Genomic DNA, 23,284 nt, shown 5'->3' with positions numbered 1-23,284 from the left:
GCCGAGGCCTTCCTTCAGGAAGCCCATCGCATCGCAAAAGAGTCGCTGGACATCCCCAACTTGCCTGAGTATATGGGGCAGTACATCCGCAACTTGTCGGATATTACAGGGGGAGCTGTCGGCTCAATGCGGGAAGTCATCAACAAGACTCGCAGTCACCTGTCAGAGAAGGAACTCGCCAAAGATAAGGCGAGGGCAAAAATGGGCAGCCAGCCGTCGCTCCTGGACGACTGACTAAAGTCAAAATAAGTTGACCGAAAGGTTGACGGAAAGGAGATAATTCGATGGGACACAAAGACATACTACTTGACCCTGATGAAGATAAGGAAAGGGTGTATGAGCAGATACACGCCCTCTACCGCCAGGGGAAGCCTGTTGAGGTACAGGAGCACGAGAGTGGCTTCCCTGCCGTGACGGTGGACTGTGAGGACATACACATCCTCACAGACATCATCAGCCTTGAGAAGTGGTGGGCGAAGAAGAAAGAGCAGGAAAGGAGCTAACAGTTGAACAAGTCCAAGACAGTGGACAAAGGCATCTCTGATATAGTGGGTGTCTTTACGGACCCTATTGTTGTCTTTCCCGGGGGTTGGGGAGACACTCTACCGGACTGGTTGAAGGGTGCCGTCACCCTGGAGAGGCTGGAGATGAACATGAAGGCGCTCAAGGGTGAGGAGATGACGGGGACGGACGCCGAGGCCTGTGCCTATCTCTACACGGCTTCCTTGACTCAGCCAATGGGGCACGACTGGACTCAGGTCTACCTGTACGTTGCCGGCAGGGCACATGGTAGATGGAATAAGGGGGAGATGCCTGAGGACATCAAGGTGGAGTCATTAACCACCGACCAGACCAGAGAACTCAACCGGCTCAAGGAATGGCTCTACCGCAAGAGAACACTAGCCAGACAGGACGGGGAACGAACCGAGAGGCGGGAAAGGAAGGAAGAAGAGGCAGCCAGGAGAGAGACCGAACAACCGGCGTTGTTTAGCTTCTAGTCTGGCCTACCAAGGACTACACTGGAGAGGGTCTGGGGGACAATGTCCCCCAGACCCTTTTTTGTATACGAACCACAGGCTGCTCTATTCGTGGCATGGTCTCAATCTCAATCCTAACTCTGTACAACTCAACGCTGCCTTGGCATGAAGAAGTGAATGTCGTAGTCTCGGTGAAAAGAGAGGAGTGAATAGTATGGAAGCCTATTGTGTGAAGTGCCGTGCCAAGAGAGAGATGAAGGACGCCAAGGCCGTAACCATGAAGAACGGAAAACCTGCAACCCAGGGCGTATGTCCAACCTGTGGTACGAAGATGTTCAGGATCGGTAAGAGCTAGGTCTTCGCTGGCATAGCCATTAGAATAGAAAGGGCTGGGTTTTCCCTGCATCGGGATGCCCAGCCTCTTCTTTTATCCTCCGAGGGTAACAACATAGGCTTTTGTGACATCGGTTGCACGAAACAGTCAAATGGGACCTCGAGGGTCGCTGGTAATGAGAGTCAGTTCATGGACCCTCATGGTCAGTGAGTGCCGAAATGAGTTGTTCCGACAGCCGGACGCCTGGAATCCTGATGCCAGAGGATGACTTCACGGTTGATAGTCTGTAATAGGGGTAGATGAACTCCCGTGTGGCCAGCGGTAGTTGAAGTGGCGCGCATGGCCAGGGATACGAGCCTTCCTTGGGCTACGGCAGCAGGCAGCAGCCCGGTGTTCACTTCTCCAGGAGGGTGGTCAAGCCGAATTGGTGAATTCAGCGTTTTCGTGGATGGGCCAATCATCGGGGCAGACCACTTCAGAACTCGACAAATCGATACCCTATCCCACGTTCACCCAGGATGTACTTCGGGTGTTTGGGGTCCCCCTCCAGCTTCTTCCGGAGATAAGTAATGTACAGCCAGAGATACTGGTCTTCGTCCCGATACTCATACCCCCACACCCTTCTCAGAAGGGTCTCGTGGGTGAGAACACGACCGGCATTGCTGACGAGGTGGTATAGAAGACGGTACTCTGTAGGCCTGAGCCGGATTTCCTTTCCTTTGACCAATGCTCTGCGGCGGGCAAAGTCGATAGTCAGATCGTCATCTACACGTATTTCAGTCTTTGGGGCCGCCGTTGGCGTCTCGGCCCGGCGAAGCGCCGCCTTGACCCTCGAAACAAGCTCCCTGGGGCTAAAGGGCTTGGTGATGTAGTCATCGGCTCCCAGGTCAAGTCCCTTGACCCTGTCTGTCTCTTCGCCCTTCACCGTCAGCATGATTACCGATACGGTTGAGATCTCCCGAATCGCCTGCAGTGTCTCGAACCCATCCATCTCCGGCATCATAACATCCAGAATAACCAGGTCTGGCAACTCTGCAGAGACCTTCTTGAGTGCTTCAGACCCATTGGAGGCGACAGATACCTGGAATCCCTCGACCTCTAGATTCATGGTGACTGCCTCTAGTATGCGAGGCTCATCATCCGCTACCAGAATGGTCTTTCTCAGTACCATCTTAGGCTCCTATATTCCAGGTGTATCAGCCACAACCTCTCCGATGTTATTCCTCACCGGCTACGGGCAGTGTGAAGCTAAAGCATGCGCCTTTGCCGGGCCCGCCATGCGCCCAGATCCTGCCGCCGTGTCCCTCTACGGTAGCTTTGCAGATGTGCAAGCCCAGCCCAATGCCTTGAATACTCCTCACCCGTGCATCATCAGCTCTATAGAACCGATTGAAGATAAGCTCCCACTCCTGGGGCGCTATGCCAATCCCCTCATCAGTAACGGTTATCAGAACCTCATCCCCCGAGACGTCTCCTCTGACAATTATCTTACCGCCCTCCGGTGAGAACTTGACAGCGTTCTCCAGAAGGTTTGTCAGCACGTCCCCGATCTTCTCCGGGTCCGCGTAGACGGGGGGGAAATCCGTCGGGAAATCAATTTCCACCTGATGTGTTTCAGACGGACCGGTCAACCTCTCCGCTACTCTGTATACTTCCTTGGGCAGGTCCAGTACCAGCCTATTCAACAGTATTGTGTCGCTATCAATCCGCGACGCATACAGTAGCTTGCTCACCAGCTCGCTCAGCCGGTCACTCTCTTCCTCTATAGCGCGTAGCTTGTCCCTTATGGTCTCCTCATCCCACTTGACATCGGGTCGGGCAAGGGTGTTGGCGTACGCTTTGATGATCGATATCGGTGTCTGGAGTTCGTGTGAAGTGATAGCTAAGAGACTGGAGTTGAGAGCCTCCACTCTGGCCAACCGTCCCATGTCCCGCACGTTCACCACTACAGGGAGCGATGCCTCTCTGCCCGAAGATGGCAGAGAGTACCTGAGGGCCACATCACGTCTTCGGCCGTCTTTGGTGGTGATGACACCGTCAAGGTTAGAGGGCCCCGTCATTTCTCTCAGGAGCGGACACCTGGTCTGGCACAGGTTGGCTCCCTGGTCATCCTCCAGCCCGAGTACCTCGAAGCAGCGCTTGCCAACAACCTCATCCCTGCTCCAGCCAGTGAGGCTTTCCAGGGCCGCGTTGAAAGCAAGTATGCGGCGCTCTGAATCAATGGCCAGAATCCCATCCGCGCTGCCTTCCAGGATCAACTCGGCGCGCGCATTAGCTTCAGCGGAATGCGATGGCTGCCCCCGATCACCATTCTGCATGCCGGTGCCCACTGGCTTCAGAGGCTTGGCCGCTCCTCTCGATCGCCGGACTCCGCTTCTCTTCGCCATGACATTTCCCATACCGGATTCCAAGGAAAATCCAAGGGTTTTCTTAGCAAAACCCAAGTGTTTTCTAGCGCCATTGTAACACAGGTGGACATATACTAGGTACTAAGGGGACGGCCCCTGGCTAAAACGGAGGAGGGAACAGCGATGATTGGCCTTCTTGGATTACTACGAAGCAGGGTAGCGGGCTGGCCCAAGGGGCTGGCGAAACGTAACGGTGCCCGACCCTTACCTGAAAAGGTGCAAGCCTACCTGATGAAGGAGTTCCGGCTACTGCCAAGCGACATGGAGAATCTCCGGTATGTGGCGCGCCCGGAGTCAGTCGGCTCACAGGCCAGATATATTCGTGTCTTCGATGCGGCCAAAGTACGAGACCAGGGCATGACTGTCAAGAGGTACCGTGACCTGGAAAAGCATTCCGAATTGGTGCTGTTCTACGGTCGGATGGATAAGCGAGGGGTGTCTTACCTCAAGAGGGAGTATCGAACAACCGCCAGTGGATCGAGAACCAGGTGAGGATAGTCTGCAGGGCTAGCGCCAACCATACGCATCAATGGTCATAAGGACCAGACCACCATCGTGGGAAGCCGTACTGGTGCGCCGGCTGGAGGAACCCAACGGCCATATGGCCGGCACGCAGTGGAGGCACTGGCTGTTCTGCAGTGGAGGTCATAGAACCTGATGTGGCAGTACCTTGTTTACTTTATGATTGGTGGTAGCGTGGTTGCCACTATTGCCTACGTGGGCACCCACCACGGTGGTCTACTGGCAGCCTTCGTGGCCAGTCTGCCCGTGCTCTTCTTTGTGAGCCTGACGCTGCTGTATCGCAATGGAGGGCTGGACGCCGCCCTGCAATACGTTAAGGGTTCTCTTCTCTTTCTGCCGGTCTTCGTCCTCTACGCCGTTCTGACCGCCTGGCTGCTACCCCGCCTCGGTTCGCTTACCGCGATAATTCCTGGGCTGGCGCTGTACTTCGTGCCTTTGCTCGCCTTCAAGAGAGCCCAGCGGCGACGGCTCTATCCCCAGCAAGGCAGCACAGACAGCTCTTTGTCCGTATTCTCTCAGCGCCGCGACGAGGGAGCAGACCAATGAAGCTCATTGGCGGGGGGGGCGGCGGCATGGATGACCCTCTGTCAGCTTCCCACGGGCCCCGGCAGTACGCACTCTGTGTCAAGGTGCTGGACCGAATTGGCGGTAGCTGCCCTTCGGCACTCGGTATTGACTTGGCGAGCATGAAGTCAGACGAGGTCTTCAAATGGCTTCTGGCGTCAATACTCCTCGGTACAGAAGGTCACGAAACGGTTGCCTTCAGAGCTTACAGGAGCCTGGAAATGGCAGGCCTGACCTCCACAGGCAGGCTATTGACAACCAACTGGCAGTCCTTGGTGGATATCCTGGACCAGAGCGGATATATAAGGCACAACTTCAAGATTGCCATAGGCTTGCCGGGAGTAGCCGCGGCTCTAAACAACGACTATGATGGGGACCTGAATCGTCTGCATTTCTTTGCCAGGGACGAAGGAGATCTGGAGGGAAGGCTTCAGGGGTTGGGAAAGGCCATGAGACCAGCTACGGTCACTCTGTTCCTGAGAGGATTAAGAGAACTCTGGGAGAAGGCAAACCCGCCCCTGGCACGGGAGGCCTTAGTCGCGTCGCAAGGATTGCGGCTACTGGATGCAACAAGCACGACCGTCGCTCTGGAAGAGCTGAGGATACTGTGGGACGAGAACAAAGAAGACCAATCCAGGTTTTCCGATGTGGAGGCCGCCCTCATGAGGCTAGGCAGGGACTACTGTCGAACACGAAGGTGTCACGTGTGTCCGGTGAAAGAAGAGTGCCGGAATGGTGCTTAGAGCACGGGGAGAAAAGCTGATCGACCATTTACCCATCAAGGAGAGATGCCCGATTGGTTTGAAGGTCTGCGCCAATTGTTACTGGCGCAAAGAGGGTAAGTGTGTCTTTCTCTCGGAGGGTTACGACCTTCGCTCTCGCTTGGAGACTGAGCGGAAGCACTTAGTGGAGGAACTTGAGCGACTGAAGGCAGGCGTCCACCAGACTAGTGAGAGGAAGGAGGGCAGTCCCTCTGGTAAATGGGAAGAGGCAGCTACCGACAGTTCTGAATTCGAAAGGGAGCTAGCCTTAGAGGCGCAAATAATAGACCGTTTGACTAAGGTGGAGCATGCCTTGGACAAGTTTGATAATGGAACCTATAGCTTATGTGACAATTGCGGTCAGCCTATAGACCTAGCTCGATTGGAAGCTCTTCCCGAGGCGAGCCTGTGCTTGAGTTGTAAGGCTCAGGGGGAGAAAGCCAAAAGTAGGTCAATTCCCCGGCGTGAAAGGGTAGCACGCTACCGCAGACATGATGAGAAGATGCACATTTTGAATTTCAATGTACCTGAGCCAGCTGACTCGGTTGAAGACATGGAAGATGTCTGGGAAAGCTAGAGGAGGTCAAGGATGGGTAAGAAAACAGCGGGGGAAAAGAAAGAGAGGAAGGAAAATAAGAAGAGAAGGCAAGAGGCTAGGGCAGTAAAACAAGCTTCTCCACCGCGGCCATCAGAGCCTTCGAAGAGGAGTCAGTATGACACTCGAAGAGAAGAAAGTAGAGGTATCTAAGATAAAATGCCCCAAGTGTGGCAAGCTCAACCCCGTCGATGCTATCTGGTGTATTCACTGCAGGGTAACTATAAGGAGGGCTAGTTGACGGCAATTGCTATTGGAGTAGTTGTGTTTGGGGCGCTAATACTGTTTATGATGGCGATTAAGATCGTGCCGGAGTATGGACGGGGGGTTATTTCCCGCCTGGGGCGGCTGCTCGGGGCTAAGGGGCCTGGTTTCTTTCTCATCATTCCTTTCGTTGACAGAATTGTGAAGAGGGACATGCGTGTGGTAACAATGAATGTCCCCTCGCAGGAAGTAATCACCAAGGATAATGTTACCGTCATGGTAAATGCAGTAGTGTACTTCCGGGCAAGCCTACTTCTGTCTTATCGTCATATCGGGTTTGACCAATCTGGTGGTTTTCTACAGGCTTGTTTATAGCTACAGATACCTCAGGCCCGAAACAAGATAGTCCACAAGATTATTCGGGTAGAAAGGAGGGGAGGGAATGAGAGAAGAAGAGGAGATAAGAGAAGCAGTAAAGAGGCTAAAGGACAAACGCTCGAGTGGGTCCCGGCACCTGAGCACCTCCTCCCTCTTCAGGTTGATAGCTATGATTGAAACTCTGGAGTGGGTATTGGGTGACAGCCAGAGATTGCCAGATGTTTAGTAACGGCTGCCCGTTGGAACTCAATAAGGGCCCCTGTATTGGAGGTTAGATAAATGCGTGGTTTGGTCCCGCGCAAGGTGAGAAGCGAGGGAGTGGTGAAGCTGAAGCTAGTCCCGGGCACGCGCGGGAAGATTCGTGAGGGAGTAGGAATAATGAAGCTGGAGTGGGTTCAGGTCATGTGTCCTGCTTGCGGACAGAGAGTTGAAGCTGTAGTCGCGGACGGTCGGGTTAAAGGATACTGCGCAGTTGCCAGAGACACAGCCTGTCAAGTCCTCAGAGCCCTCCGAATTCTAATGAACGTCTTAGGGTTTTCTATTCAAGCCCCAGTGGTTCTCCAAGGTTCCTTTCAGGATGCTACTTGTAGACTGTACTTAGTCCGCAGTGCATTGGGCGAAGCGCGGGGCATATGAACAGACCGGCAGCATTGCACAGGAGCCCGGAATGTCCCGCCCAACTGGATTCTCATAGGAGGAAATGCGTTGACGATAACTGGCCAGAAAGTAGCCCTGTTCACCAGGTGCCAGGCGAATCCTATCCTGACAGCTAAGGATTGGCCATATCCTGCCAATTCGGTCTTCAACGCCGGAGCCACGCGCCTGGAAGATGGTACAACTCTGCTGCTGTGCCGGGTGGAGGACCTGCGTGGGCATTCTCATTTCTGTGCCGCGAGATCGGATAACGGAATCGACAACTGGAGGATAGATGCCGCTCCCATGCTGATGCCTGACCCTGCTCGATACCCCGAGGAGATATGGGGGATTGAAGACCCGAGGATCGTCTTCCTCGAAGAGCTGGAGAGGTATGCCGTGACCTATACTGCCTGGTCAAGAGGTGGTCCGGGGGTATCCCTGGCCCTCACCGCCGATTTCCGGGACTTCGAGCGACTGGGAATGGTGATGCCTCCATACGACAAGGATGCCGCTTTTCTCCCCAGGCGAGTGCACGGCCGTTGGGCGATGATACACAGACCAAGTACCCTTGGAGAGGACTCACATATCTGGATCTCTTACTCGCCAGACCTGAAGCACTGGGGGCAACATAGAATCATCCTCATGGCAAGGCGCGGGGCTTGGTGGGACGCAGGGAAAATCGGTCTGTCCTGCCCGCTAATCGAGACTCCGGAGGGCTGGCTGCTGATATATCACGGTGTCAAACAGACGATGTCAGGTAGCCTGTATCGACAGGGGCTTGCCCTCCTCGACGTTGAGAATCCGGAGCGTTGCCTGCTACGCGGGGAGCAGTGGGTCTTCGGGCCCGAGGAGCATTACGAGCTAGTTGGTGACGTGGGAGGCGTGGTCTTTCCAACCGGATATACACTTCAGGGTGATGGAGACACACTTTACCTCTACTACGGGGGGGCTGATAAGTGCGTGGCCGTAGCTACGGCAAGCGTGAGAGGCCTTGTGGACTGGATCAGGCGGTACGGCGAACCTCATGCAGCCATCGATAACTGGTTCTAGCAGAGTGCTGAAAAAGAGGAGTCCAGAGGGAAGATAACCATGCCGGGAAGTGTGTACCCGGCTCACGGGAGAAATGAAGTGAAAGCTGGATTTGCTCAGAAGAGATGTCCCAAATGTGGCGGCAATGTCTTTCTGGACAGTGACTCTGACGGCTGGTATGAACAGTGCCTCCAATGCGGCCACATTTCGTACCTGGAAACAATCGTTGATGCAAGAGAGAAAGCCAATCAAGACGGTTCTCTACCGGCGAAGGTAAGCAAGGTCTACTAGTGAATCTAGTGTAGTGTCTCTAACATAGCTTTACAATGAGGCACCGGCTACTACGACGCATTATTGTCAACAATTATTGTAAAGAGAACTCGGAGACACTACACTAGGTGTTGAAGGCAGGTAGGACCATTGCGGAAGTCTGACGGATGTCCAAGGTGTGGGCGGGATGTCTTTCGATATCAAAGCATGGATGGCATTTTGCACGAAAGATGCTTCCGGTGCGGCCATCACATCAGGCTTTCGAGACTGGTTGAAGTGGACCGCAGGACGTGCGAAGACGGTCTCAGGCAAGCTGGGGGAAGCGCTCCAATCATAACAAAGGAGTCGTAAGGAGGTGATTCGTATATGACTGTGATGCGTTGGGAACCATTGGCATCCATTTACTTCGCTGGACCATACAGACCAATAATGTGTGGGATAGGTGACTACACGGAGTTCTTGACCCACAGGAGTCCGAGCGGAAGGTGGGGTGTACTCTCCTTCAATCTCATGAACTACGGCGGGCCGTTGATATACGACCGTGAACCGGAGCACAACGGTGTCTGGTATGGCATACCCGACCGTCACAGCTATGGCTCTGCCGTAATCCACCAAGGGCTTGATGCGCTCGCCGCAGATGAGCAGGACTCCGTTCTCTGGTTCCAACACGAGTTCGGCATCTGGCCAGAGAGGTTACGGTTTGTCGATATGCTCAAGAGTCTGGACATCCCTAAAGTAGTGACATTTCATACCCTTCATTTCCAGAGCACGGAGACCCCGTTCGGCTTGCGTCAGGAGCAGTATGACTTTCTCAGTCTTCTGCTCCCTTACGTTGACGCCATCACCGTTTTCAGTCGAGGAGTTTACTATGCGGTGACTGCTGCGTTTCCTGAGTATGCGGACAAGGTCCATGTCATCAAGCACGGCGTACACTCGTATCCGAAGGTAAGCCGCCTGACCCGCAGAGAAGCCAAAGAGAAGCTGAATGACTATCTGCTCTACGAATCGGATATTGACGTCGAAACGAAGGAGCAGTTGCACAGACAACGTGTGCTCCTTGATGCAGAAACTGTGATAATTGGCCAGGCCGGTTTCCTATCTCCCAACAAAGGTTCGGAGTTGCTTTTCACCGTCAGAGACGTCCTGGAGCATCTCTTGCCGAGAAAAAGGATAGTGGCCATGCGGATCGGAAGACCCAGAGACCAATGTCAGTGGGACTATGCCGCTCGGCTACAGAAAGCGCAGAAGGGCAAACCCGGTTTTGTACTCAAACTGTTGCTTCCGGAAAGCATTTTGCCACTGGCTCAGCGTGCTTTCGATGTCAACTTCTACTGGCCCCTCGAATGTACCCAGAGCGGTGTTCTGGCTCACGCATTGGGTGCCGGAGCGGTGGTGGCTGCACGTGATCTGGAGGGTGTCGGGGAGATTCTGAAGGATGCAGGAGGGGTGGTTGATACCAGCCTCAGGCGGCTGATGACGAAGATAAGGGATCTCATACTCGACCTGGAGTTTTCCGAAGGAATAGCGGCACGGGCACTGAGCTATGCCGCAGAGTTCTCGTGGGAGAACCAGGTCCGGCAGCACTACGAGTTGGCTGAGCACATTGTAGGTCCGGCGCCGGTTGGTCTGGTGTCGCACCTACCCCTGACGACTGGCATCTCCTCTGCTACCCCCGCGGAGAATTGGACTCAGCTGCGTGTTGATAGCAGTCGTAGCCGAATACCGTTGCCGATTGAGCTGGACCCGTGGTGAAGACGTTAGGCACTGCCGCCATTGAAGACGCTGAGAAACGCTTTGCAGAGTTCATGCGAGAACCATTACTGCAAGCGCAGGGAATCGGGGAGGCTGACATTGTCGTGGGAATCCCCTTTTCTGAAGACGCAGACGGCGTAGGGTCAGTCGTAGAGACAGTCACCGAAGGACTGGAGAAGTTCTTTCCGAATCAGAAACGCGTCATTGTGGCGGTCGGCTCTCCTACTGGTCACGAAGCTCTGAACGCTGTTCATACTATCCCGGAGAGCGGCACTATCCCAAGAATGGCCTTCCTGCTGGATGATGAGCGACTAGTAAACAGGGATTGGAGCCTTCGGGCAATAGTCGCAGTAACCCGGGTCCTGGGAGCCCACCTGGTCATCCTGGAAGGTGGTCTGAAAAGCCGGACCAGGAATGGAGACATAGAAGGACTAGCACCGGACTGGGTCAGCCGTCTTTTGGAACCCATCACAAGCTGGGACATGGACCTGGTGGTCCCCCGTTTCAACCACCATTACTTTGAATGCCCACTCTCCACGCACCTTGTCACACCCCTGGCGACCGCTATCTACAACAGGCCCATTCATGATCTGCCCAGCGGGCAATGGGGGGTCTCCTACGGCCTCCTACGAACCTATCCCAGGAATGCTCGCTTGCCGAAGGATATCGACAAGGGTGGGCAAAGCGTAGAGGACTGGCTCATCGCTGCTGCACTGAGCGGCAAAGCCAGAACCTGCGAGGCCAATCTGGGGGTGAAGCTCTACAGTCCGTCAGCGACCGAGACAGCACTGCTGGTGCGGCAGGTGGCCGGAGTCATGTTTGACCTGATTGCGGCGGACAGCGAAGTGTGGCGAGGACGTCACAAGGTTGGCGAAATGGGTCCTACGCAACCCATATCCAGTTTCGGCCCCAGGAAGAATCACCAACCGGACCCAGCACAGATAAGCGCTGCCTCCCTGGTCACCAACTATCAGCGCGGTTTCAACAGATTCCATTTGCTGTATAAGAAGGTTATGTCCGGGGACACGTATCAGCAGCTGCAAGGACTGGCAGAGACAGAGCCAGGGCAGTTTCATTTTCCCAGCCAGTTGTACGTGCGCACCGTCTATCATCTGCTGCTGGCCTACGCTTTCAGCAAGGAATCTGTCAGGGGCGACCTGCGTGATTCCTTCATTCCGCTGTTTGAGGGGTGCGTAAGTAGCTTCGCCCAGCGGCTGAACGCCTTCAAGGCCAGAGTAGAATCGGCTCTACCCGGCGAAGCCGAACGCCTGACATCGCTCGAAGCCTGGCAGGAGATCGAGGAGGTCACAGATGAATTCATCCAGCAGAGGCCAGAATTCCTCGCTGCCTGGGAGAAAAGCTACGAAGCGGCCCTCCCGCCTGTGCCCAAGGTAACCTACCGGGAGTTTATTCCCGGTGTCCCACTCATCGTGCCGCTTGAGCTGGCCGGTCCGAAAGGGAACCTGGTCACCGCCAACGGTATCTATGACTCTCTCTTCCGGAGATACCGGCAGCAGTTTGAGAAATTCGTCTACGGCAGGCTGAAGGTCGACGCCAACGCAAGCTCCGGGGAAACAGGAAGGCAAGTCGAGGGATTCATGAGACGGGTAGAGGAACAGCTGGGCGTTGCTCTCTTGCCCGGAGATGTCCATAGCGTGGAAGGGACCCGAAGTGTAGTGAGCGAGATCTTCCGCAGTCTTCCTCAGAGTCCTGGCCTTGCCCTGAGTCCGGAAATGACTTCGTGGTTATTACGACGCCACCCTCCTTCCTATCTGCTGACCAGGCTTGGCTACCACAACCTGAATGAGTTGCTCCTGGAGCAGGAACCTAACGATGTTCTTGCTCTGGCTGGTTGGTCTGAAGGACGCGAATACAGGCAGCAGCTGTGGGCATCTATCCGAGGGGAACTGCGCCCGGAGCATTTCGAAGTATGTAAGCTCAGCCCCCTGGTGGTGAAGCACGAGGAATACCCCTCATTGATTGAGACGAGGGAGTCCTCTGCCTTGGACAAGATGACAGGAAGAGTAGTGGTGAGCACCCTTCCCAAAGACATGGGCGGACAGTTCCCAAAACTGCGGTACCTCACAACCATCGGCAAGAACATCATTGAAGCGGAGACGTTCGGCAGGGTATGGCGGAGGTTCGCTGAAGAAGAGAAGGACTTTGGTGACAGCGTCATAAACTCACTGGTGGGCCATTGGGGAAGAGCACCACTCTCGGCCCACAACATCTTCGAGAACGGGCATCAACGGGTGCTGGTCGAGCGACTAAGAGTCATTGCCCGACAGATATTCCTGGAAGCTGGCGAGGACCCACCTCGCCAGGCCCTGGTCGCACTTCTCAACGACGTGATTGACTCCTACCATCTGGCCTTCACACTTCCTGACGGCGGTTTCGTCCCGTGCTCTGCCTGGACGTGGGCAAGCTATAGTTTCAGTGGCGGAACGGGAGTGCCCACACCGCTCTCCCTTTTTGTGGAGCGGGATTGGTATTCGCATGAGTTCCTGACCGAGTATTACCGGGCGATAGGAGGCACGGGAGAGTCAATTGATGACAAGATAATAGAGCTCATGGGGCAGGGTAGAGAATCGGAGGACCTGGTGCCGATTCTCCTCGGGCCAGTGGAACAGGCGGAGGACTTCGTGCCGCGGCCCACTGTCAACAGTCAGCAGCCGCAGGCAGGGTCCCTGCTTCGTTTCCCCCACAACCCGGTTCTCACCGCCATCAAAGAGCACCCCTGGGAATCAAAGTATATATTGAATCCCGGCGCGATAAGGATAGACGGGAAAGTGTATCTTGTGTACCGTGCTGTCGGGGAAGACGGCATCTCCAGACTAGGCCTTGCCGCGAGCGAAGATGGGTTCAATTTCAGCGAGAGGTTGGCAGAACCAATCTTTGAGCCACAGGGCACAAGCGAGAAGAGAGGTTGCGAGGACCCACGACTAACACGTATTGGTGAACGTATCTACATGGCCTATATTGCCTACGACGGGTTCATTGCCCAGATCGCCCTGGCTTCGATCACTATTGACGATTTTATCAGCTATCGGTGGAAGGCCTGGCGAAGGCACGGCCTCGTCTTCCCCGGATTCACCGACAAGAACGGCGCTCTGTTCCCGGAACAGTCTGACGGCAAGTTCGCCATGCTTCACCGGGTTGACCCTCATATTTGGATAACATTTTCTTCTCATTTGCGTTGTCCCTGGCCCAGAAAAGAGCACAGGATACTGGCAGGGTCAGGTTCCGGCATGATGTGGGACGGGAATAAGGTTGGTACTGGCGCTCCGCCACTCAAGACGAAGTACGGCTGGCTGCTCATCACTCACGGTGTTGATCACCGCCACGTATATCGACTGGGAGTGATGCTGCTTGATTTGGCTGACCCGACGATTGTCCTGTACCGTTCACCCAACCCCATCCTCGAGCCTGTAGAGCCGTGTGAAGCCGGTCAGGCTGGACAATGCTGGATACATAACGTGGTGTATGCTTGTGGGGCGGTACCACGAGAGGGCAACAAGGAGATTCTGGACGCCGATGACGAGATACTGGTCTACTATGGGGCCGCAGACACGGCCGTCTGTGTTGCCTCAGCCAGAATAGGTGACCTTATTCCTGTTGGCGAGCAGAATCTGGTACCCCGAGGTTAGCCGGTTCCGCTCCGTAAGGGCCTGGGGAGAGACAGGCACCAGGGTCTCCTGACTCAGGTGCATCAGTTGAATCGACTGGTAGCTGGCTAACGTCATGTTCGTCCCAAATGCTCCCCGCCAGTTCTTCCAGTATTTCCTCCAGAGTCACCAGCACAGCCTGGTCACGATGTTGGCTGTTGACCGGTCTTCCGTTCGTGAAAGGCCGAGAATCATGGCGACACCGCATCCAGACGAGGAATGCTGAAAAGTGCTAGAATTAGTGACACGTATCTACGAGCAAGAAGGGAGGTGCGCCATGCCGTGGAAGGCTTACTACATGAGTCCTGAAGGTGTTCTACAATGTGACCTGAACGAGGACGAGGTCAGGCACGCATTTCAGTCCGAGCAGGGTTTTCTCTGGGTTGACGTGGTCGAGACCACCGAGGCTGATGGGCAGTTCCTGGAGCAGACCTTCGGCTTCCACCATCTTGCGGTGGAGGACTGCGTCAGTGAGCGGGTACATCCCCCGAAGACAGACGACTTCGATGGCTACCTGTTCACCATAGTGCACGGCATCAACCATATGACAGAGTCGGAGATAGTGGAAACAGCCGAACTGGCCGTCTTTCTCGGTTCCCACTTCGTGGTGTCAAATCACAACTCCCCGCTCTACAGTATTGAGGCGATAAGACGACAGGTAGAAAGTGATGGCCGTCCCATGAGACGCGCTGCTGACTTCCTGGCCTACACCCTCATGGATGCCCTGGTAGATAACGTCCTGCCGACCATCGACAAGATGAGCGAGATTGCTGAAGAGATCGAGGAGGAGACGATCCGAAACCCTCAGCAGACTGTACTTGAAGCCATCATCAAGCTGAAACGCTCAACTCTGCGAATACACCGGGTAATGGCTCCCCAGCGAGAAGCGCTGAACCGGCTCAGTCGTGGTGACTTCCCGCTGATCAGTACCGATTCACGGATCTACTTCCGGGATGTCTACGACCATCTCGTGCGGATTGAAGACCTGAACCAGACCATTCGAGACCGAGCCGACAACGCCCTCAACACCTACCTGTCCTCACTGGCCAACCGGCAGAATGAAACGATGAGAGTTCTGTCCATAGTGGCCACCATCTTTCTGCCCCTCACGCTAGTCGCCGGAATCTACGGCATGAATTTTGACAACATGCCGGAGCTCAGGTGGACATGGGGCTACTTTGCCGTACTGGGCTTCATGGGGGTCGTGATCGCTGCCGTGGTGTGGCGGTTATGGGCCCGGAGGTGGATAACGTGGGGCCGAAGACAGGTCCGTTGGGTGAGGCCCTTCACAGTGGAGCCCGAGAAGCTCACCTGGCACGCAGGCAAACTGACCGGATGGCCCCGCCGGCACACCCGGTAGAAACCGCTTTGGGTGAGAATGGCTGCTTTCTTCGAAACAGCAGCAAGAATGACGGCAGGATAGCAGTCAGGGGAGTAGCATGCATCAGACGGAGCCAGTTATCAGTATTGCCATCCTGCTAGCGATGGCCCTGGTGGGAGGCATGATAGCCCACCGGCTGAGACAGCCGGTCATATTGGGCTATCTGGTCATCGGGGTAGCGGTCGGTCCTCATGCCCTGGGCATTGTCGGTGACGTAGAGCTGATCGAAGCTACCGCTACGATAGGCGTTGCCCTGCTGCTGTTCACTCTGGGGCTGGAGATTTCGGTTACGCAGCTCCGCGAAGTGGGCAAGGTAGGTATCTGGGGTGGTGTTGCGCAAATCCTGGCTACGGCCGTCCTGGGTGTAATAGTAGGCGTTGCTGTATTCAAGTGGCCCGTCCCTCAGGCCGTCATGTTCGGCCTGATTATCTCTCTCAGCAGCACTGCCGTCTGCTTCAAACTGCTTATGGAGCGGGGTGAACTAACCTCGGTACATGGTCGCATCATGGTGGCTATGCTCATCCTGCAGGACTTGGCGGTAGTCCTGATGATGGTAGCTATGCCGGTTCTCGGTGGCACTGTCCAGAGTGTACCCCTTGTACTGGGGATGGCGATAGGGAAAGCCGCTCTTATCATCGGTATTGCCCTCGTCTCAGGATTGTGGCTTCTTCCCTGGCTGATGGGGAGGATCGGTGGTGTGCGCTCGCGCGAGCTATTCCTGCTGACGACGCTGACACTGTGTCTGGGGGCCGCCGTGGGCACCCAGATATTCGGGCTTTCGATGGTCTTTGGTGCCTTCCTGATTGGTATGGTGCTTCGCGGAACAGCCTTCGGACACCAGGCCGTTGCCGAGATCACCCCCCTGCGGGATGTCTTTGCCACCCTGTTCTTCGTTTCCTTGGGCATGCTGCTGGACCCGAAGTTCGTCCTTGACCAGTGGGTAGCCGTCCTCACCACGGTGGCGGTCGTTGTCCTGATCAAGACGCTGGTCATATTCGGCGTTGTCCGACTGTTTGGCCATGCCAATAGGATAGCAGTAATGTCGGGCGCGGGTCTCTTTCAGATCGGAGAGTTTGGCTTCATCATTGCCCAGGGAGGCCTTATCGCGGGTATCGTCACCGAGCACTTCTACTCCCTGATTATGTCTACCGCGATCATTACTATGCTGTTGACGCCCCTTTCTTTGAGCCTGATTGCACGTCTGTACCAACGTCTGCGCCTGTCCAGAGGTATCATGACTCCTACCGCCGGCGACGTTTCGGCCTTGACGGCCTCTTATTCACCTCCGGCTGCGGAGCGAGTGGTTGTTGCTGGCTATGGGAGGATTGGGCGGAATGTCGCCCAGGGACTGCAAGATGCCGGAGTACCGTTCATTGTCATAGAAATCGACCCGGAACGCATCGCGGAACTCCGGCAGAGCGGCAAGCCACGCATCTACGGTGACGCCAGCAACCCCCACGTCCTATCTCAGGCAGGCCTGAGCAAGGCCAGGACACTGGTGGTGAGCTTCCCTGACCCGCTGGCCTCAGTGAATACCGTGAGATCTGCTCTGGAGATCAACCCCGCACTTAAAATCGTTGCACGGGCCCATAGGACAAGAGAGGCCGAGATGCTAAAGAGCATGGGTGTAGAGGAGTTGATAAGCCCTGAGTACGAGGCAAGCCTCAAGTTCCTAGAGAGGACGCTGGCCGCGTCCGGGTGGCGAAAAGCTGACATCAAGCGGACCCTGCCCTCTGTGCAGCAGGACGAGGGCTTCGTCGAGTTCAGCCCTCACGCAGAAGCATAGAGTCGTTAGCAGGCCGGTTGCAGCGGCATTGATCCTTGGCGAACTCGCAGCAGAAGTGTATGGTCGCCAGGTATAGTACTACTCGGAGAATAACGATGGCAGCTTTGTGGGGGGCACTAGGGAGAATCGGGAGCATATTCAGGCCCAGGCCGACCCTCTCTGATGAGGACGTAGCCCGAGGGTTACGCATGATGACCCGTGAGGGCATGGCCTCGATGGGCTTTAGTAGCATTACCACTAGCGGCTTTCTGGCGGCCTTCGCTCTTGCGCTGGGTGCCAACAACCTCCAGATCGGCGTCCTGGCGGCAATCCCCTTCATCATGCAGCTTCTCCAGATACCCACGATACTGCTCGTGGAGAAGGTTCGCAGGCGGAAGGCCATAGCGACAATCACCTGGTTCGTCGCCCAGCTCCTGTGGTTCCCCATGGCGCTTATTCCGGTTCTCATGGGCACTCCCAGCGGTGCCGCCATCTCCATGCTACTGGGACTAATGGCTCTACGCGGTGCGGTTTCCGCCGTGACCAGTTGCGCCTGGAACGGATGGGTTCGTGACCTGGTACCCCAGCACATTCTGGGACGCTTCTATTCCAGACGCCTTGCCCTGTCCACGGTAGTGGCTGTGGTCTTCGGGCTTGGTGCCGCCTTCTTTGTGGACTACTGGCGAGGGCAGGCCTCGAGCGAGAGCGCCGTGCTTGGCTACACCTATGTGCTTCTCTTTGGTGCTCTCTTCCTCGGGATGGCAAGCCCCATCTTCATGTCATTCATGCCGGAGCCATTGATGCAGTCGGTAACGGGCCCCCAGCCCTCCCTGCTGAAAACGCTGGGCATACCACTTCGGGACGGGAACTTCAGAAAGCTGATGAGTTTTCTCTTCTTCTGGGGTTTCGCTTCCAACCTGGCGATCCCGTTCTTTGCCGTCTACATGCTGCAGCGGCTTGGATTGTCTCTCACAGTGGTTATCGCACTCGGCGTACTCAGTCAGCTTTTTAACATACTGTTCCTCCGTGTGTGGGGACCCCTCGCCGACCGCTTTGGCAGTAAGGCGGTTCTGTCCCTGTGTGTCTCACTCTACCTTCTGGTTATCCTGGGATGGACGTTTACTACCATGCCGGAGCAGTACTCCCTCACCATCCCTCTGCTGGTGATACTACATATCTTCGCCGGGGTGGCTGCCGCCGGAGTCACATTGACCGTGGGCACCATAGGCCTGAAGCTTGCTCCCCAGGGTCAGTCAACGCCGTATCTGGCTGGGGCCTCCCTGGCATCGAGTCTGGGTGCCGGGCTGGGGCCTCTGGTTGGCGGTCTCTTCGCTGACTTCTTCAGGGTACGGGCAGTGGCCCTGGACTTCACCTGGATTGACCCTGCGCAGTCTATCCAACTGGGGATCGTGAATATGACGGGCTTCGATTTCCTGTTCGCCCTGGCTTTCCTCATCGGTCTGGTCACACTCACTATTCTGGCCGCCCTCCGTGAAGAGGGCGAAGTTAGCCGGGAGGTCGTGTTGGGTGAATTGATGACACAGGCAGGCGAGACCTTCCATGCCGTGAGCTCGGTACCAGGCCTACGCTTCGTCGGCAGGTTCCCCCTCGGCTATCTGAGACATATCCCCGGCGTTGACGTGGCGCTGGGCGTAACCGCCTACCAGCTAGCCGATATCACCAGGATGGCGACCCTGGCCGGCGCGAAAGCCCGCAGAGCGGCAACGGGCATTGCCAGGGCAGTGGAAGACACACTGACACACGTAGTTAAGCCTGGAGAGGCTACCTCGGCTCAAGGTACTGAAATAGCCCGGCAGGCGGCGCGTGGTGTGCTCCACGCTGTCGGCGAGGCATCCGTGAGAAACACGGAACGATTGATCCACCCGGCGGTTGCAGGTATCGTACGGGCTCTCAGTCGCGCTCATGTAGACCCTCAGGACACTTTCCGAGGGCTTGGATACGGGCTTGTCCAGGGTGCTGCCGAGGCAGGAAAAGATATTGGCCAGACCGCCATGCAGGCGGTTGACAGTGCCAGGGATGCGGCGCGAGCAGCCGATGTTGAGGAAGAAGAGGCTGCAGCACTGGCTGCTGAAGGCGCTCTGGCAGCCGCAGAGGCGGTTGGGCCGGAAGCCGCCACCGAGGTCAGAAGGGTCCTGTATCCTGAAACGCCATCACCAGGACAGTGATTGCAGATGAGTCCACCTGGACGACTGTTCGCTCCTCTCAATACCCCGACCCCAACGTAGTGGCGTCTATCCTGGAGTCCTGCCGATCAGCACCGAGCAGTCGGCATATCTGGCTACTCTTTCCGCTACACCGCCCATAATGAATGACTCGATCGCGGTAAGGCCTTTGCTCCCGAGTTCGATAATGTCAGGATTGTGCGTCTCCAGGGTGCATGCTCTGTTTCCAGACGTCTTCGCAGTGCTTTCCCAGCTACAAGGATAGCAGATCGCTAGAGGTGGAGTAGTTCCTCGTGCCATGTGGGTCTCCGTACTCCCTGGCTAATCCGTCTGGAGGATAGTGCAATAGGACCTCAATGCCAAGTACCTCTTCATGTTCGGAGCAGCTTCAAACACGTAGCACATTCCTGATGACTCCCTGGTCCGTCGACTTTCGATACACGGACGAGCCTTGCTGAGGGATCGGAACGAGTTAGTCAGAGACTCCTGGGCCTTTACAAGCAACTTAGTAACCAATGCAGTCTTCTGTGCAGTCAGTTGGCGAATCAAAGCTGAGAACAGAGGTTTGTGCCTGCTCAGTCAGGCTTGGACGTCTTGACATCGCCACTGCTATTGGCAGTCCGTGGCCGTCGCCGCCTCCTCTTCCACCCCAGGGCTTCCAGGAAAGCACCAACACCAATATCCTCATGGGCATCACTGCGCATTGGCAGGTCCGGGTCTATTCTGTACCGCATTCCCCGGCCAACCTTCCTCTTTCTGATGTAGCCAGCATCATCCAGGTCAGCAATAATCTTGCGGATTGCCCTTTCCGTGATGCCGATGTCCATAGACATCTCTCTCGCTGTGATGCTGGGATGCTTTGCCAGATAGCTGAGAACGAGGGCATGATTCGTCAGGAAAGCCCATTCCGGCATAATCAAAGACCTCCGTCTAAAGTACTCCCAAAACAACGCCAAAGGTACTAGGAATCCTATTGACATGAGTCATGATACATGATACATTGTTCATGAGTGAGGTATCAGCACTACATAGCCATGATACATAATCTGTGTAACATCCCCGTGCTGTCTTATACCATATGTCGCGTAACAGTTGCAAGTTTATGACTCAGACGCGCTCGCCATCTTGTGTGGGGGAAGAGATGACCGTACTTGATTTGCAGACGACAACCAATCTGGGTGCATTTGTGAACAGGTACGGCGATACTCGCGCCAAACGGGAGCTTCTCTTGTTCTGGGCCCTGCATACCCATGCTCGGTTCAACAGGCTTGCTATCCTTTGTGCAACAGAGTGCTCTAAGTCAGAAATAGAAAGAGCACTAGGAAATATGGTTCAGAATGGGCTGGTGGATGTCCAATGCCACAACGGGTCGCCGGTGTACTCGCTGACTTCCGATGAGGACGTGCAGGGGATGCTAGCACTGCTCAGCACGCTCGATTGGAGGCAGAGGCGACTCCTGTTCGACCACACTCGCCTGGCAAACAACCCCGGTGGTCCTACGACAAGACAGGAGGCAGCGTGATGCACCTCTACCCTCACCACACTGGTAGCCCCAGGAGACTGCCACGGCCAGTACGTGACTGCATGATGCGCAGGTTTGGACTGCTGGCGGAACACCTGGAGACGCTGCGTTGCTTCGATTATGATAGCACGGTCAATGGCAAGCAGGTGAGACGTTTCCGCATCTACAGTCCATTGATAGCGCAGCAGCAGAACGTGGCAATAGCAGGCCTGTCAGACCTGGAGAAACACCCGAACATGCTGCTCTTTGAGGGATACATTGATAGAGAGGGCGAGGCTTATGTAGCCGATCGAAGGATACCCCTGCACATGAAGAGGAGATAAACGCCCGCCACCGAGGACAGAGGCCCAGATGAAAGCAGGGTGACACGACTGTCATTCTGTAACCCCTGCACCAGGAACGGGAGAGTTGGCCAAGAGCCTAGCACAACTCTTCCGTATTATTTAGGTGAACGATAGCCAGGTAAATGAAGAGTATCAGTCTACAACAGAACATCGTAAGACGAACACTGAAGAACAGCATACTGGATGGTGCCTGCTCTTCAGCTATGCTCGGGATGACCCAGAGTTACGTTGTACCCTTTGCCCTGGCACTCAAGGCTACTACCGGCCAAATCGGGCTGCTATCCAGCATCCCCAGCCTGTTCATGGCACTGTCGCAACTCCTAGCCCCCCGTTTGACCGAGAGGGCCGGGAGCCGCAAGCGCTTCATCCTGGCGGTAGTCCTGATGCATGCCTTGATGTGGATACCAGTCCTGCTCATCCCCGACGTATTCCCGGGAAACAAGGTGTGGTGGCTGATTGGATTTATGACGCTCACTACCGTGTTCGGCTCTCTGGCCAATCCTGCCTGGGGCAGCATGATGGCTGACCTGGTCCCTGAGAACGCCAGGGGTCAATATTTCAGCCTGAGAGGCAGAGTGTGCGATTTCGTGCTGCTTTTCGTCTCCTTCGCGGCCGGCGGCATCCTGCAATGGACTACCGGAAGGCCGTTTCTCGGTTTTTCCGCAATCTTCGCCGGTGCTGTCGTGTTTCGACTGGCCTCATGGTGCTTCCTCTATAGAATGAATGAACCTAGAATGCATGAACCTGTATTGGTCAGGAAAACTGCGGACCGTATTACTCTGCGGAGCACAATGAAGAAGATGTGGTCTTCGAATCTGGGCCGGTTCACGGCGTACGTGTCGCTGGTGAATTTCGCTACCTGCATGTGTGGCCCCTTCTTCGCCGTCTATATGCTCCGTGAACTGGGGTTCGACTATCTTACCTACATTTCTATCAACGCCACGTCCGTCCTTGCCACCATCGTCTTCCTGGCTGTCTGGGGCAAGCGGGCAGACAGGGCCGGCAATGCCAGGATTATGAGAATCACCTCCTGCCTCATCCCTTTTGTCCCTTTGCTCTGGCTGGTGAGCAGGCAGGTGTACTACCTTATTCCCATCCAGATACTGTCAGGGTTCGCCTGGTCCGGCTTCAACCTGGCCAGCAGCAACTTCCTGTACGATGCCTCCCCGCGGGAGAGCCGGACGCAGAGCATAGCCATCTTCAATGCCGTCAACGGCGTTGCCATGTGCCTCGGTGCCCTGATGGGAGGCTACCTGGTGCCAAGGCTGCCGCAGCTCCTCGGCAGCAATCTGCTCTGTCTCTTCTTGATTTCAGGCGTGCTTCGGGGGCTTGTCGTTGCCTCGCCGCTTAGCAGAATCTCTGAGGTACGGCGCGTGCCAAAGGTGAGTACCCTCAGGCTTATCTTCGGGAAGCCCGTCCTGCTGTGGGTTGGCATCCGAGACAGGCTGGAGTTGGTTCTTCCTTCTCTGCAATGGCAGACGGGTATCGCCATACCATCGCTTGTGCCCGCAGCCGTACAGTGGACCTATGAGTCTGCTGAGGCGAGTCGGGGTCCCCCTGTTCTGGATGATAGCTGACACTCTCCAGAAAGTACTGAGGCAGAGGGAATGAGATCAACCACCACACCACCAGGGGCAGGCGTGAGTTTCTGCCTTCACCAATCCAGAGAGGCCCAGTTCAGGAATTCTAATGATAGTCTTAGGGTTTTCTGTTGAAACTTCAACCATTATCCATTGCACTGGCCCGAATCTCTGCCGTACAATGTGTGTCAGAGGACCCAACCGGGCGGAGTTGAAGACAATGGTGAACGGGGATGGCTGCGCGGCACTCTGCTCTGACATGGCCTGTCTGTGGCCCTGAGGGAGGAACAGCGTTGGTGACAATCGCAGAGCAGGTAGCACTGTTCGCCAGATGTAAGGCGAACCCTATCCTGACAGCTATGGGTAGGGCATATCATGGAGAGAACCGAGGTGAGAGAGACAGTGAGAACGACC

At 55.6% G+C, this 23,284-nt stretch carries 25 protein-coding genes; 21 read left to right on the top strand and 4 right to left on the bottom strand.

Going from position 1 to position 23,284, the window contains the following annotated elements; translation table 11 throughout:
- The 4 genes from VMW13_05440 to VMW13_05425 form a co-directional block, all read left to right on the top strand.
- Window positions 1-234 (top strand): hypothetical protein (locus VMW13_05440; GenBank protein ID HUV44256.1); only part of this gene is annotated, 234 nt, incomplete at its 5' end.
- A 50-nt stretch (window positions 235-284) separates the two neighbouring features.
- On the top strand, window positions 285-503 hold the full coding sequence (locus VMW13_05435) for a hypothetical protein (protein ID HUV44255.1): 219 nt from the start codon (window positions 285-287) through the stop codon (window positions 501-503).
- 3 nt (window positions 504-506) lie between these two features.
- Window positions 507-998 (top strand): hypothetical protein, encoded by a 492-nt coding sequence (locus tag VMW13_05430; GenBank protein HUV44254.1) that lies wholly within the window; start codon window positions 507-509, stop codon window positions 996-998.
- A gap of 193 nt (window positions 999-1,191) precedes the next feature.
- On the top strand, window positions 1,192-1,332 hold the full coding sequence (locus VMW13_05425; protein ID HUV44253.1) for a DUF5679 domain-containing protein: 141 nt from the start codon (window positions 1,192-1,194) through the stop codon (window positions 1,330-1,332).
- A gap of 454 nt (window positions 1,333-1,786) precedes the next feature.
- On the opposite strand, the gene VMW13_05420 is transcribed toward VMW13_05425, so the two are convergent.
- On the bottom strand, window positions 1,787-2,482 hold the full coding sequence (locus tag VMW13_05420) for a response regulator transcription factor (protein HUV44252.1): 696 nt from the start codon (window positions 2,480-2,482) through the stop codon (window positions 1,787-1,789).
- Between the two features lie 46 nt (window positions 2,483-2,528).
- A complete protein-coding gene (locus tag VMW13_05415; protein HUV44251.1) occupies window positions 2,529-3,698 on the bottom strand; it encodes an ATP-binding protein in 1,170 nt (389 codons plus the stop codon).
- 144 nt (window positions 3,699-3,842) lie between these two features.
- On the opposite strand from VMW13_05415, the gene VMW13_05410 reads away from it, so the two are divergent.
- The 14 genes from VMW13_05410 (at window position 3,843) to VMW13_05345 (ending at window position 19,427) form a co-directional block, all read left to right on the top strand.
- Window positions 3,843-4,211 carry a hypothetical protein gene (locus tag VMW13_05410; protein ID HUV44250.1) on the top strand — a complete coding sequence of 123 codons (369 nt, stop codon included), beginning with the start codon at window positions 3,843-3,845 and terminating at the stop codon, window positions 4,209-4,211.
- Window positions 4,212-4,376: 165 nt separating this feature from the next.
- Window positions 4,377-4,787, top strand: a complete 411-nt coding sequence (locus tag VMW13_05405; protein HUV44249.1) for a hypothetical protein — start codon at window positions 4,377-4,379, stop codon at window positions 4,785-4,787.
- Entirely contained in the window at window positions 4,784-5,548 is a 765-nt protein-coding gene (locus VMW13_05400) for a hypothetical protein (GenBank protein ID HUV44248.1), read from the top strand. Before VMW13_05405 ends, VMW13_05400 begins: the two co-directional genes overlap by 4 nt.
- Window positions 5,538-6,143 (top strand): TraR/DksA C4-type zinc finger protein, encoded by a 606-nt coding sequence (locus VMW13_05395; GenBank protein ID HUV44247.1) that lies wholly within the window; start codon window positions 5,538-5,540, stop codon window positions 6,141-6,143. Before VMW13_05400 ends, VMW13_05395 begins: the two co-directional genes overlap by 11 nt.
- Before the next feature lie 12 nt (window positions 6,144-6,155).
- On the top strand, window positions 6,156-6,314 hold the full coding sequence (locus VMW13_05390; GenBank protein HUV44246.1) for a hypothetical protein: 159 nt from the start codon (window positions 6,156-6,158) through the stop codon (window positions 6,312-6,314).
- A gap of 84 nt (window positions 6,315-6,398) precedes the next feature.
- Window positions 6,399-6,740 carry an SPFH domain-containing protein gene (locus VMW13_05385; protein ID HUV44245.1) on the top strand — a complete coding sequence of 114 codons (342 nt, stop codon included), beginning with the start codon at window positions 6,399-6,401 and terminating at the stop codon, window positions 6,738-6,740.
- A 67-nt stretch (window positions 6,741-6,807) separates the two neighbouring features.
- Window positions 6,808-6,969, top strand: a complete 162-nt coding sequence (locus VMW13_05380; protein ID HUV44244.1) for a hypothetical protein — start codon at window positions 6,808-6,810, stop codon at window positions 6,967-6,969.
- A 479-nt stretch (window positions 6,970-7,448) separates the two neighbouring features.
- Window positions 7,449-8,429 (top strand): hypothetical protein, encoded by a 981-nt coding sequence (locus tag VMW13_05375; GenBank protein ID HUV44243.1) that lies wholly within the window; start codon window positions 7,449-7,451, stop codon window positions 8,427-8,429.
- Between the two features lie 78 nt (window positions 8,430-8,507).
- Window positions 8,508-8,699: a hypothetical protein gene (locus tag VMW13_05370; GenBank protein ID HUV44242.1), complete on the top strand. Its 192-nt coding sequence runs from the start codon at window positions 8,508-8,510 to the stop codon at window positions 8,697-8,699.
- Between the two features lie 345 nt (window positions 8,700-9,044).
- On the top strand, window positions 9,045-10,430 hold the full coding sequence (locus VMW13_05365; GenBank protein ID HUV44241.1) for a hypothetical protein: 1,386 nt from the start codon (window positions 9,045-9,047) through the stop codon (window positions 10,428-10,430).
- Window positions 10,427-14,077, top strand: coding sequence for a hypothetical protein (locus VMW13_05360; GenBank protein ID HUV44240.1), 3,651 nt, complete (start codon window positions 10,427-10,429; stop codon window positions 14,075-14,077). The genes VMW13_05365 and VMW13_05360 overlap by 4 nt, the downstream gene beginning before the upstream one ends.
- Window positions 14,078-14,372: 295 nt before the next feature.
- Window positions 14,373-15,455, top strand: coding sequence for a magnesium/cobalt transporter CorA (gene corA, locus VMW13_05355; GenBank protein HUV44239.1), 1,083 nt, complete (start codon window positions 14,373-14,375; stop codon window positions 15,453-15,455).
- Between the two features lie 79 nt (window positions 15,456-15,534).
- Window positions 15,535-17,262, top strand: coding sequence for a cation:proton antiporter (locus VMW13_05350; protein HUV44238.1), 1,728 nt, complete (start codon window positions 15,535-15,537; stop codon window positions 17,260-17,262).
- Between the two features lie 95 nt (window positions 17,263-17,357).
- On the top strand, window positions 17,358-19,427 hold the full coding sequence (locus VMW13_05345; protein ID HUV44237.1) for an MFS transporter: 2,070 nt from the start codon (window positions 17,358-17,360) through the stop codon (window positions 19,425-19,427).
- A 66-nt stretch (window positions 19,428-19,493) separates the two neighbouring features.
- On the opposite strand, the gene VMW13_05340 is transcribed toward VMW13_05345, so the two are convergent.
- The gene (locus VMW13_05340; protein ID HUV44236.1) at window positions 19,494-19,724 is read right to left on the bottom strand and encodes a universal stress protein; all 231 of its coding nucleotides are present in this window, start codon (window positions 19,722-19,724) and stop codon (window positions 19,494-19,496) included.
- 275 nt (window positions 19,725-19,999) lie between these two features.
- Window positions 20,000-20,338: a helix-turn-helix domain-containing protein gene (locus tag VMW13_05335; protein HUV44235.1), complete on the bottom strand. Its 339-nt coding sequence runs from the start codon at window positions 20,336-20,338 to the stop codon at window positions 20,000-20,002.
- A gap of 413 nt (window positions 20,339-20,751) precedes the next feature.
- On the opposite strand from VMW13_05335, the gene VMW13_05330 reads away from it, so the two are divergent.
- The 3 genes from VMW13_05330 to VMW13_05320 all read left to right on the top strand — a co-directional run bounded on the left by VMW13_05330 (window position 20,752) and on the right by VMW13_05320 (window position 22,867).
- Window positions 20,752-20,946: a hypothetical protein gene (locus VMW13_05330; GenBank protein ID HUV44234.1), complete on the top strand. Its 195-nt coding sequence runs from the start codon at window positions 20,752-20,754 to the stop codon at window positions 20,944-20,946.
- Window positions 20,946-21,269, top strand: a complete 324-nt coding sequence (locus VMW13_05325; protein ID HUV44233.1) for a hypothetical protein — start codon at window positions 20,946-20,948, stop codon at window positions 21,267-21,269. Before VMW13_05330 ends, VMW13_05325 begins: the two co-directional genes overlap by 1 nt.
- Window positions 21,270-21,412: 143 nt before the next feature.
- Window positions 21,413-22,867 carry an MFS transporter gene (locus VMW13_05320; protein ID HUV44232.1) on the top strand — a complete coding sequence of 485 codons (1,455 nt, stop codon included), beginning with the start codon at window positions 21,413-21,415 and terminating at the stop codon, window positions 22,865-22,867.
- Window positions 22,868-23,284 lie beyond the last annotated feature (417 nt).

The sequence above is a fragment of the Dehalococcoidales bacterium genome (assembly GCA_035529395.1).
In the GTDB taxonomy this organism is placed as follows: Bacteria; Chloroflexota; Dehalococcoidia; order Dehalococcoidales; family Fen-1064; genus DUES01.
Note: the sequence above shows the minus strand (reverse complement) of the source record. Positions and strands in the feature narration are given on the sequence as shown.

Bases quoted from the DNA above. Each gene is read 5' to 3' on its own strand.
- VMW13_05345 (HUV44237.1), top strand. From the start codon at position 17,358: ATGGCAGCTTTGTGGGGGGCACTAGGGAGAATCGGGAGCATATTCAGG.
- VMW13_05325 (HUV44233.1), top strand. From the start codon at position 20,946: ATGCACCTCTACCCTCACCACACTGGTAGCCCCAGGAGACTGCCACGG.
- VMW13_05365 (HUV44241.1), top strand. From the start codon at position 9,045: ATGACTGTGATGCGTTGGGAACCATTGGCATCCATTTACTTCGCTGGA.
- VMW13_05395 (HUV44247.1), top strand. From the start codon at position 5,538: ATGGTGCTTAGAGCACGGGGAGAAAAGCTGATCGACCATTTACCCATC.
- VMW13_05320 (HUV44232.1), top strand. From the start codon at position 21,413: ATGAAGAGTATCAGTCTACAACAGAACATCGTAAGACGAACACTGAAG.
- VMW13_05390 (HUV44246.1), top strand. From the start codon at position 6,156: ATGGGTAAGAAAACAGCGGGGGAAAAGAAAGAGAGGAAGGAAAATAAG.
- VMW13_05420 (HUV44252.1), bottom strand. From the start codon at position 2,482: ATGGTACTGAGAAAGACCATTCTGGTAGCGGATGATGAGCCTCGCATA.
- VMW13_05410 (HUV44250.1), top strand. From the start codon at position 3,843: ATGATTGGCCTTCTTGGATTACTACGAAGCAGGGTAGCGGGCTGGCCC.
- VMW13_05380 (HUV44244.1), top strand. From the start codon at position 6,808: ATGAGAGAAGAAGAGGAGATAAGAGAAGCAGTAAAGAGGCTAAAGGAC.
- VMW13_05335 (HUV44235.1), bottom strand. From the start codon at position 20,338: ATGCCGGAATGGGCTTTCCTGACGAATCATGCCCTCGTTCTCAGCTAT.
- VMW13_05350 (HUV44238.1), top strand. From the start codon at position 15,535: ATGCATCAGACGGAGCCAGTTATCAGTATTGCCATCCTGCTAGCGATG.
- corA (HUV44239.1), top strand. From the start codon at position 14,373: ATGCCGTGGAAGGCTTACTACATGAGTCCTGAAGGTGTTCTACAATGT.
- VMW13_05425 (HUV44253.1), top strand. From the start codon at position 1,192: ATGGAAGCCTATTGTGTGAAGTGCCGTGCCAAGAGAGAGATGAAGGAC.
- VMW13_05405 (HUV44249.1), top strand. From the start codon at position 4,377: ATGTGGCAGTACCTTGTTTACTTTATGATTGGTGGTAGCGTGGTTGCC.
- VMW13_05340 (HUV44236.1), bottom strand. From the start codon at position 19,724: ATGGCACGAGGAACTACTCCACCTCTAGCGATCTGCTATCCTTGTAGC.
- VMW13_05330 (HUV44234.1), top strand. From the start codon at position 20,752: ATGGTTCAGAATGGGCTGGTGGATGTCCAATGCCACAACGGGTCGCCG.
- VMW13_05435 (HUV44255.1), top strand. From the start codon at position 285: ATGGGACACAAAGACATACTACTTGACCCTGATGAAGATAAGGAAAGG.
- VMW13_05400 (HUV44248.1), top strand. From the start codon at position 4,784: ATGAAGCTCATTGGCGGGGGGGGCGGCGGCATGGATGACCCTCTGTCA.
- VMW13_05415 (HUV44251.1), bottom strand. From the start codon at position 3,698: ATGGCGAAGAGAAGCGGAGTCCGGCGATCGAGAGGAGCGGCCAAGCCT.